The 7,804-nt window shown below is 42.2% G+C and carries 8 protein-coding genes; 6 read left to right on the top strand and 2 right to left on the bottom strand.

Going from position 1 to position 7,804, the window contains the following annotated elements:
- Window positions 1–234 (bottom strand): DUF3782 domain-containing protein (locus tag IM479_RS02630; protein ID WP_287684793.1); only part of this gene is annotated, 234 nt, incomplete at its 3' end.
- A gap of 343 nt (window positions 235–577) precedes the next feature.
- Here IM479_RS02630 and IM479_RS02625 point away from each other — a divergent pair.
- The 6 genes from IM479_RS02625 (at window position 578) to IM479_RS02600 (ending at window position 6,037) form a co-directional block, all read left to right on the top strand.
- Window positions 578–2,110 (top strand): NHLP bacteriocin system secretion protein, encoded by a 1,533-nt coding sequence (locus tag IM479_RS02625; RefSeq protein ID WP_353737556.1) that lies wholly within the window; start codon window positions 578–580, stop codon window positions 2,108–2,110.
- Window positions 2,111–2,174: 64 nt separating this feature from the next.
- The gene (locus IM479_RS02620; protein WP_002735384.1) at window positions 2,175–2,351 is read left to right on the top strand and encodes a hypothetical protein; all 177 of its coding nucleotides are present in this window, start codon (window positions 2,175–2,177) and stop codon (window positions 2,349–2,351) included.
- 55 nt (window positions 2,352–2,406) lie between these two features.
- Window positions 2,407–4,641 carry an aromatic acid exporter family protein gene (locus IM479_RS02615; RefSeq protein WP_287711736.1) on the top strand — a complete coding sequence of 745 codons (2,235 nt, stop codon included), beginning with the start codon at window positions 2,407–2,409 and terminating at the stop codon, window positions 4,639–4,641.
- 376 nt (window positions 4,642–5,017) lie between these two features.
- Entirely contained in the window at window positions 5,018–5,242 is a 225-nt protein-coding gene (locus IM479_RS02610) for a DUF433 domain-containing protein (protein ID WP_002753441.1), read from the top strand.
- Window positions 5,243–5,433: 191 nt separating this feature from the next.
- Window positions 5,434–5,652, top strand: a complete 219-nt coding sequence (locus tag IM479_RS02605) for a hypothetical protein (protein ID WP_002753442.1) — start codon at window positions 5,434–5,436, stop codon at window positions 5,650–5,652.
- On the top strand, window positions 5,645–6,037 hold the full coding sequence (locus tag IM479_RS02600; protein WP_002753443.1) for a pepsin/retropepsin-like aspartic protease family protein: 393 nt from the start codon (window positions 5,645–5,647) through the stop codon (window positions 6,035–6,037). Before IM479_RS02605 ends, IM479_RS02600 begins: the two co-directional genes overlap by 8 nt.
- A gap of 375 nt (window positions 6,038–6,412) precedes the next feature.
- Here the strand turns inward: IM479_RS02600 and IM479_RS02595 are convergent, their stop codons facing one another.
- Entirely contained in the window at window positions 6,413–7,534 is a 1,122-nt protein-coding gene (locus tag IM479_RS02595) for a hypothetical protein (protein ID WP_287684789.1), read from the bottom strand.
- Window positions 7,535–7,804 lie beyond the last annotated feature (270 nt).

The raw sequence follows: 7,804 nt of genomic DNA, 5'->3' as shown, positions 1-7,804 counted from the left end.
CGAAATACCAGGGTGAAACTCATGGACATCAATACCCCGCTCCTGAAACAGACGCACCACCGCAGGACGTACTTGCCACTCGACAAACTCTCCTAAACGATTGCCCAACTCCCCAATCTGCTGACTAACCCTGTTAATTTGTTTATCCGTTTCTTTTTGAGCTTGGGATAACTCTTGTTGGGATTGAGCTAATTGCTTTAGTATTGCCCGAATGTCTTCAATAGTGGCTGTCATAATGAATTTCTCTCAAGTTAAAGTGAAATTTTCTCTATTATCTAAGTTAGAAGCTGGATTGGTGTAACCTCGTTCGATAGATTATCTCTCTATTGGGAGTGTTGGACTCAAATACTTGATGCCTATTAGGTTGTTTTAGCTCACATCAAGTGTACTACTTTATTAGGTTTCTTACAGGAAATTTTAAAGGTTTGAGCCTTCGGTAAATCTTTCGACGTACCCTAGTCATCCTGTCTCAAAAATAGCTTGAGCGATTTTTTCAGAGGATTTTCCTAATCTAAAGTAATATCCTCTGAATGTTTATAATGTTACAAATTAAGTGATTTTTACTCATTTCAGTACAATGGCAAAAAATCAAGCTGAATCTATGTCTGATCAGAATTATCAGCAGCCAGATATGGGTGCGAAGAAAACAACGCAGGCTAGGATAGAACATCAGGATAATAATCAAATAAAAACGGGAATTGATTCTAAAATTGATTCAGAAAAAACGTCTAAATATTCGGAGCCAACAGGAAGATTAGGGGAGATAATCCTGCGCTTAATGCCTGTGGGTCTTTTGCTCGGAGGACTGAGTTATTGGGCGATAGTTGGCAAGATTCCGACTCCTGTTCAGGGACGAGCGGTAATTTTGATTCCTCGTTCTATTGTTAATATCGAACCCCGTCAAGGTGGGCGGGTGTTGACCCTCCTGATTCAACCCGGAGATTCTGTCAAAAAAGGGCAATTACTGGCAACTTTAGAGTTTCCCGAATTAGAAACAGAATTAAAAGATAAAAAGGATAGACTAGCAGATCTCAAGCAGCAGGATGAAAGAGTTGACTCTATTGAAGTGAGTCGTCGCCAATTGAATGCAGCCTCAATAGAGCGCCAGCAAAAGGCGAATCAGCTTCAGATTAAAGCACTTCAAGTTCAATTATCCAGTAATCAAAAACAGCGAGAAGCCTATCTCTCCCATGCTCGATACCTTAAAAATTTCCAGAACTCAACGGATGAAAGACTAGCCGCCTACGATAAACTTATCGAAGAGGGGGCTGTCGCCAAGCTAGATTTTCCCTCCTATTTATTTCAGTTCAATAATCTAGAGGCTTCTAATAGTATCAATCGCGTCCAAATAGAACTCGACCGCCTTAAGGGGGTTGATGAAAGCCTGCGAGCGCAGATGAACGCATTGACGGCACAGAATAATATACTAAACACAGAAAAACGGCAAATAGACCTCCAAGATACAGGCAGTGATATTCTTCGTTACAATGCGATCGCTGACCAGCAACGAGAGATTAATACGTTAAAAACCACTATTCAAGCCAACAAAAATGTAGTGAGTCTGTACAACGGCCAGATTTTAGACTTATCTGTTAATCCAGGGGAAGTCCTGGCTCCGGGGGGGCGCATCGGTACGTTAGAAGTCTCCAATCTAAAGGCCAAAACCAGCGTGGTGGCATTGTTTAAGAGTGGTGATGCCAAACGATTAGAACCGGGCAAGGAAGTAGAAGTCGTTCCCGATCTCTATGATCGCGAACGCTATGGGGGTATCGTCGCTAAGGTCGTTTCCGTCGATCAGCAGCCGGTAACTGTGGCAGAACTGGCAAATCTAGTCGGAAGTAATGAACTCGCCAGCAAGCTGTTTCTGGGTAGAGATGAAGACGATCGCGATAAGCCTATACCCGTCAATGCAAGTGTTATCAAAGCCACTTTAGCGCTGAAGGTCGATCGCAATACACCGAGTGGTTTTTACTGGACCCAAGCCAAGGGAGCGCCCCAAACAATTACCAACGGGACTACCGCAGATGTCCATGCCGTGGTAGAAGAGCGTTCTTTAGTGAGTTATATAACCCCTGCTTTTCGCTGGATTACAGGGGTGTACCAACGTTAACCACAATCTTGCGCTCGCAAGTAGCTTAAAGAAACAAAGACTGGAATAAACGGTTAAACCTAATATGGAAAATCCGAAAAGACGTTCTCAATGGTGGACTTGGTGGTTTAAGTGGTGGATTATTGCCGCAGCGTTTGTCTTAGTAATCTTGATCCATAGTGAGCCTCCTCAGCTTTGGTTTTGGTTGGTGACGTTTTTGGCACTGATTTTATATGGGATTGAGCGAGCGATTAATGGGTAACAATGAGTAAGTCGAAAAAGGATATAGAGATACCTTGGACAGTAAAAACGAGCTAATGATCAGACAGGGATTGAAGTTTTCCCTGGGTGCTGCTCTCTTAACGAGTTTCTTTTGGCACCGAGGAAATGTATTAGACAACTTTGTCTATCCCGTCTTTGGGTATGTATCTGTACTGATTGAGCCATCGATGGGAGGTGCGATCTCCGCAGGTTTGGGGCGTTTGGGGGGAAGTGCTTTGGGGGGAATCATTGCCGCTATCCTGGTGAACGCCTACGGAATCCAAGGCTCAAGTTTTTTTGTCATTCCCTCTCTCACCTACATTTTAGCCGCCCTGATCTGTGAAACTTACCGATGGCAAGCCGCTTATTCCCAAGCCACACTACTGGGCGCTTTAATTGCCATGAGAGTGGTAGGAACATCAGCACAACAAAATATCTGGCTCTATTTGCGATCGCGCCTCATCGATAACTGGATCGGAATCGCTGTCGGAATTGCTGTCGCCTTACTATTTTGGCCCCAGAATACTCGAGCCGATCTCAACCGGAACTTGATGGGAATCCTTCAAGATATACCGCGCTTGTTCCAAAAAATCCTCGATCGCTACCTAAAAACTGAGGTCGACGAGCGGGATTATCCTCTTTCTATTGAGCAGAACGAGCTTAACTTACTCAATCAGATTAAAAAATCAACGCAAACTAGCCTTTCAATACTCACAAAAGCAACCCATGAATTCGGTAGTGAGATATTGGTGGCAGAAAATTGGAGTGAAATCTTGGCAATTCAGAACCAATTGACTCGACAATTAGCTGATCTGATGGCTTTTAAGGGCGAAAAGCAGGAACAAAATTTAGTGCATCAGTTCAGGGATGAATTTCACCAATTGGCGACTCATCTTACCGACAGCTTTGATAGCTTGAGCGATCTGAGTAACGCCAAAAAAATCTTAGCTACCCCTTACCTTACAGAATTAGAAGAAGATTTAGCGAATATTGGGTGTAAACTTGATCATCTCCGAACAAGTGGAGAAATTGACCGGTATGATCTTCAAGAATCACTACAGTTTTATCAATTTATTCAACTTGTATCTCGATTTATCCAACAATGCGAGGGATTACGAGGCAGGATAATCGATAAAACGAAAGTAACTGCAACTTTCAGACGAAGACACCTGATTACCTTTCCCAAATGGGTCCCTATATCCCTAAAACGCCTGATAGAAATTGTCAGTCTTGGCGTGGTTATTGGTTTGTTACTGGCTATTATTCGTCACATCGAGTTTCCCTATCCTTCTGCTTACGAAAAAGTTGCAGATATTGTGATAATAGGTGCAGTGGTCACTGTCATTCAACCGACACGGGGTCGAGCGATCGCGATCGGTTGTGCGGCAACTGTTTCGTTGAGTTTGACGATTCTCTGTATTTACCTGTTGGTCAAGTCCTTTGGTTATAATCCTTTTAGTAGCAGTCTGGCTTATTTTTTCGCCTACTTCAGTTGTGCTTGGCTGGGGTTTACACCGATCGCTCGCATCGGTGCGATTGTAGCAGCCGATGCCATCGGGAAGGATATTTTTCCTTTTTTCGAGCAAGGAATTCGGGCCGCACTGATTTCAGTTCCCGTAGGTGCGTTTCTGGGGGTGTTGCTGACCACTGTATTTATGACAGAATCGGCTACAAACGAACTGGAAACAGATTTTTCTGTGACTTTTAAGAAAATGGGACAGCTATATCAAAAACTGCTGTCAGGCTATTTTCAGGATACGATACCACCGTCAGATATCGCCCAACTGAAGCAGGCAATTACAGTGGCGATTGCCAAACATCCAGCCTCGGTTAAGATTGCCAGTCTCGAACAAATTTCCACAGTTTTAGCAACCAAACACCAAAATTTTTGGAATTTCTCCATCGGCTACGAACAAAAACTCTGGGCTCAACTGGATGCTTTACAAGATGTGCTACAGCAACCGCTTCCTGAACCGATACGACAAAAGTTTTTACCTGAATTACAAGCGGTCGCAACGCGCTCGCTACGCGAGACCGCACAACGAACCGCGATCGCTTTTGATGAAATTGCTGAGGCGATCGCTGCCCAGGTCATTCTCAACCCACCAAAGTTAGGATTGCTCATCCAAGAAATTGAATCTCTTGAGAAGCAATTACTGAGCTTGCGGGTTGAGAGTCGAAGTTATCCCTTAAATGAGCTAATCGCCTTTAGCTCGGCTTTTATGACGATGAAAGCCATTGCCAGCAACTTAAATCAAATGAGTCAAGACTTACCTGCCTACACCCAATAGGTAATAGGCAAATATTATCAGCCTGAAGGATCTCTGCTCTTAGGGCTGTATATTCAGTAGTGGATTGTTTCAGTAGAGTGTAGTGGATTGTTTCAGTTAATTTGGTGTATTAGAAAAATGCTATAAATTCTATAATTTAAGACTTTAAGCCGAAATCTATTGCCCTATTTTAGCTGAAACAAACCAGTAGGGTGCGTTAGGCGGCTATCAATTTAGTCAAAAAACTAAAATTAATAATTCGCCATAACGCACCCTACAAGATCGGCGATCGCACTCAACCAACCAAATGACGGCGTTCCGGTGCAGCGACTTGTTATACGGCTTTTTTTGTGCAATGTGATCTAAAATAAGGGCATCTTACGACTAGGTGACAACAATGTATAAAATTTCTGTTAACCCTCAAATTCATTTTGGGAAGCCCTGCATAGAAGGGACGCGCATCACTGTGCAGAGTGTTCTTGAGTTGCTAAATGAGGGACTCTCTTTCAGTATAATTATTCAGGATTATTACCCTGATTTACAAATTGAAGACATTCGTGCTTGTCTGCAATATGCTATCGCTTTAGTAGCGGCTGAAGACATTAAACTCGTGTCGGCTTAATAATGAAATTTCTTCTCGATCAAGACGTTTACGCAATCACTGCGAGATTTCTAATTGATGCTGGACATGATGTGGTTCTTGTTACTCAGCACCGACCAACCTGATACGGTCGGTGTGCAACGGGATTGTTAGACCGTACCTCACAGATCGCTTATGATCAATTTATTCTCGCATATCTAGAAGTTTAAGCCATGTCACTCACTGAGTTAATTCTTCTGGTCAACAATCTGAGCCAGACAGACAAATTATCACTCTTCAAACTCCTAGCTGCACAAATCCCGGATGCTGAACTACAGGTTATCTTTTCCGCATCAGAGTATCCGATTTGGTCGCCCTACGATGCCACGGAAGCCGCCAATATTCTGATGCATATGATTCAGGATGACCGAGAGGCATCTACCCATGCCTAGTACAGTCGAATTTCCCCTTTCCGACGATGAAGCATTACCCACGATTCCCATCACTCTGAGTCATGCAGGCCTTTCTGTTTCTGCGAATGCCCTGCTGGATACCGGATCTACGGTCAATCTATTACCTTACGACATCGGGCCGCAATTGGGTGCAATTTGGGAGGAACAAACTGTCCGCTTGCCATTGGCCGGAAATCTTGCAAGGGTTGAAGCACGAGGGTTATTTGTGTATGTTCAAATTGGGAATTTGGAACCTGTTCGTCTAGCCTTTGCTTGGGCAAAAACCTCTCAGATACCCTTAATTCTTGGGCAAACGAACTTTTTTCGAGAATTTGATGTCTGTTTTCAACGATCGCGATGCACGATCGAAATTATCCGCTTCTAATAAGGGTCGATGTGTTTTGGGTGGGATCGCGCTTTTGGTTAGTGTTGATAGAGAAAAGCAATGCTGGGTTTCCTGCCGTCAACCCAGACTACGGAGATAAACGATCGCACTTAATCTTGGCGATCGATATGATGTAGCCTGTGTTAGCGTTAGCGTAACCCACGGATTTTGAACATTAGATAAGGTGCGTTCACTTCGTTAACGCACTCTATAAGATCGGCGTGCTGCTACGCAGTGCCTTCGGCATCGCACTCTGTTATGAGTTGATTGATGTTGGGTTTCCTTGCGTCAACCCAACCTACGGGCGAGGCGATCGCACTACTCAAATAAAGCACCAATCCACAACCAATCAAGCAACTTCCGCATGGATTCAATCTACAACCTCTTCAATAACATGGATGCTATTTGATCTACAAGTTTAAATCCTGCTTCAACACTAGAACCATTCCTTATTATTGTCTTAAGTTTGTCCATTTCAGTAAGAACACAGCCATGAATATTTGGCTTATCCTGCTCCATATAAAGCTCGATTAGTCTTCTTACTACATCAAAGGCTTGTTCTTTTTGCTCGTTATTTAGCTTAGGATTATACTGAATGAATTGGCGTAAATTTTCTAGTGAATCCTTCATTATTTTAGATGAATCAGGTAAACCTTCTACCATTTTTCTAACGAAAGATGTTTTAGAAAAACTACTGTTTATATTTTGGCTAGATGCAAGAAGGTTTATGACACCCTCGTTATTCTTTAGATCGATGTCACCTATGCTGCCTATTTCTATACTTGTTCCTATTATCTTAAGTTTTTTGGCAATTAGAAAAGCAATTAACGAAGAGAAGACTATTGCCACAAGGTACTTCCAGTTATGTTTTACAAAATTAGTCGAAGAGAAAATTGGATTATGCTTGACGGCTACCTCGATTTCATTTTCTTCATATCGTTTTGGAAGTAATTCTTGGTAGCCAGGAATTCTAATTATGACAGACACTATAAACTTTAACTTCTTTTTGCCTGATTCTTGTGGAGTTACATCCCACTCCCAACTAGTAAAGTCTTGATCTATAACTGGTTGATTACCACCATCTTCTTGTGGATTGATATCAAAGGCTTTCCACGACAGGAACTTCTGAGATGTTAGTTTGACATTCATTATGGGACTAACATATCGAAGTTCTCTTTCACTTATATCTTTATCCAATCCTTCCCTTAAAAGTTGTTGAAATGCTGATAAAAACTCTTCATTTGCAATCCTAGCTTTACATTTTTCAGATATTCCAAGAGTCATTTCTTTAGGACAAGAAAATACAAATATACCTCTTGGAAGCCTCTCGAAAGCCTTAGAAATCTCTGATTGTGCGCCAGGAGGTAGATCACGAGGAGCATTTCTTATTACTATCCCTAAAATGATAGTCGCCGTTAAGCCTATCAAAATAATGCTTGATAATATGACGCGAAATATAGGGTTAAACCTATCTGTATTATCAAGAGTATTTCCCACTAATATTGCTAAGATAGATGGGAAATAACCGAAGAATAGGATAATTAGGATACCTCGAAAGATATCTAGTGGACTTGACCAGTGAAAAATTATTTTTAGTGCAATGAATAGCACTAGAAACGATAAAATAACGCCGATTCAAGTCTGAAGTGCATCACCTGAAAAGCTTGACAGAGGAAAGCTCATCAGTTAAAGTCGGATATTGCTCAAAACAAACAGACAAACTAATGAACTACTCACATCTTAGCATAGACCAGCGTAATCATCTTT

This window comes from Microcystis sp. M165S2, assembly GCF_020245885.1.
Taxonomy (GTDB): Bacteria; Cyanobacteriota; Cyanobacteriia; order Cyanobacteriales; family Microcystaceae; genus Microcystis.
Note: the sequence above shows the minus strand (reverse complement) of the source record. Positions and strands in the feature narration are given on the sequence as shown.

Coding starts and splice junctions, on each gene's coding strand:
- IM479_RS02625 (WP_353737556.1), top strand. CDS start 578: ATGGCAAAAAATCAAGCTGAATCTATGTCTGATCAGAATTATCAGCAG.
- IM479_RS02620 (WP_002735384.1), top strand. CDS start 2,175: ATGGAAAATCCGAAAAGACGTTCTCAATGGTGGACTTGGTGGTTTAAG.
- IM479_RS02615 (WP_287711736.1), top strand. CDS start 2,407: ATGATCAGACAGGGATTGAAGTTTTCCCTGGGTGCTGCTCTCTTAACG.
- IM479_RS02610 (WP_002753441.1), top strand. CDS start 5,018: ATGTATAAAATTTCTGTTAACCCTCAAATTCATTTTGGGAAGCCCTGC.
- IM479_RS02605 (WP_002753442.1), top strand. CDS start 5,434: ATGTCACTCACTGAGTTAATTCTTCTGGTCAACAATCTGAGCCAGACA.
- IM479_RS02600 (WP_002753443.1), top strand. CDS start 5,645: ATGCCTAGTACAGTCGAATTTCCCCTTTCCGACGATGAAGCATTACCC.